The following is a 1,609-nucleotide window of genomic DNA, read 5'->3' as shown; positions in this document are numbered from 1 at the left end:
ATTCCCGATGCTGTGCGCGATGGTGGGTTCCGGGCTGGCAGCGCTGCTGTGCGGGCTTAACGGTGTGATGGCAAATGGCATTGGCGTCGGCGGTCTGCCGGGCATTCTCTCCATCCAGCCAACTTACTGGCAAGTGTTCGCGGTCGCGATGCTGGTGGCGATTATCGTACCAGTAGCATTAACCGCGTTTATCTATCAGCACAAACTTCGCCAGGGCTCGTTGCAGATTATTTAAGGCTGATTTTTAGCATGCAGCCTCAGTTGAAACACGAAACGTAGTAAACGGATGACAAAAATCAATACTCGCAGGAGAGCAGGAATAATGATTATTTTACGTAAACTTACCGTGGCAGCGATTTTTACAGCAAGTCTCGTATCCACCCAGGCAATGGCGGTTGATTTCCATGGTTATGCCCGTTCAGGTATCGGCTGGACTGGCAGTGGTGGAGAGCAGCAATGCTTCCAGGCAACGGGCGCACAAAGTAAATATCGACTCGGAAATGAATGTGAAACATATGCGGAATTTGGGCTGGGACAAGAAGTCTGGAAAGAGGGAAATAAACGTTTCTATTTTGATTCCCTTCTGGCCTACTCTGTTTCGCAAAGAACGGATTTTGAATCAACAAGTCCGGCACTTCGTATAGCCTCTGTGCGAGGCGAAAACCTGATTGATTCCCTGCCAGGCGCCACTCTCTGGGCAGGGAAAAGCTTCTATCAACGACATGATGTTCATATGATCGACCTGTATTACTGGGATATTTCCGGTCCTGGCGCCGGACTGGAAAATATCGATCTGGGTTTCGGTAAACTCTCGGTGGCCGCGACTCGTAACAGCGAATCCGGCGGCTCGTATGGCTATCTTGATAATGAGTGGGATCTGCGTCCAACGGTCAACGATACCTTCGATATCCGTCTGGCAGGGCTTGAAACCAATCCGGGAGGCGTTCTCGAAGTAGGTGTAGATTACGGGCGGGCTAATGCCCAGGATAACTACCGTTTTGCTGATGGTGCCAGTAAAGACGGCTGGATGTTCACAGCAGAACATACGCAAAGCATTCTGGATGGTTACAACAAATTTGTAATTCAGTACGCTAACGATTCTATGACTGCACAGAATAATGGCCGCAGTGAAGGGGCATCCATCAATAATAATGGTCATATGGTTCGGGTGCTTGACCATGGTGCTATTGATTTCAACGATGAATGGGGTTTGATGTATGTTGCAATGTATCAGGATGTCGATCGTGAAAACAATAATGGCGCCACCTGGTACACGGCGGGTCTGCGTTCTATGTATAAATGGACACCAATCATGAGTACGTTATTAGAAGTGGGGTACGATAACGTCAAATCTCAGCAAACTGGCGACCACAACAGTCAATATAAAATTACATTAGCGCAACAATGGCAGGCAGGAAACAGTATCTGGTCTCGCCCGGCGCTCCGTTTATTTGCCACCTATGCGAAATGGGATGAAAACTGGGGATATGCTACTGACAATGATGCAAACTACACTTCCGGTATCGCATACAGCGACAACAATCAGCACCAGTTTAGCCGTGGTAATGACGACGAATTTTCATTCGGCGCACAAATGGAGATTTGGTGG

1 protein-coding gene and 1 pseudogene are annotated in these 1,609 nt (G+C 48.5%); both read left to right on the top strand.

Annotation, left to right across the window (positions count from 1 at the left end; genetic code table 11):
* Nucleotides 1-235 (top strand): annotated as a pseudogene (locus GTGU_RS23165) (PTS trehalose transporter subunit IIBC); the annotation flags it as partial.
* An 87-nt stretch (nucleotides 236-322) separates the two neighbouring features.
* The coding region (locus GTGU_RS23160; protein WP_038163390.1) for a maltoporin at nucleotides 323-1,609 on the top strand (1,287 nt) is incomplete at its 3' end.

The sequence above is a fragment of the Trabulsiella guamensis ATCC 49490 genome (genome assembly GCF_000734965.1).
Taxonomy (GTDB): Bacteria; Pseudomonadota; Gammaproteobacteria; order Enterobacterales; family Enterobacteriaceae; genus Trabulsiella; species Trabulsiella guamensis.
Note: the sequence above shows the minus strand (reverse complement) of the source record. Positions and strands in the feature narration are given on the sequence as shown.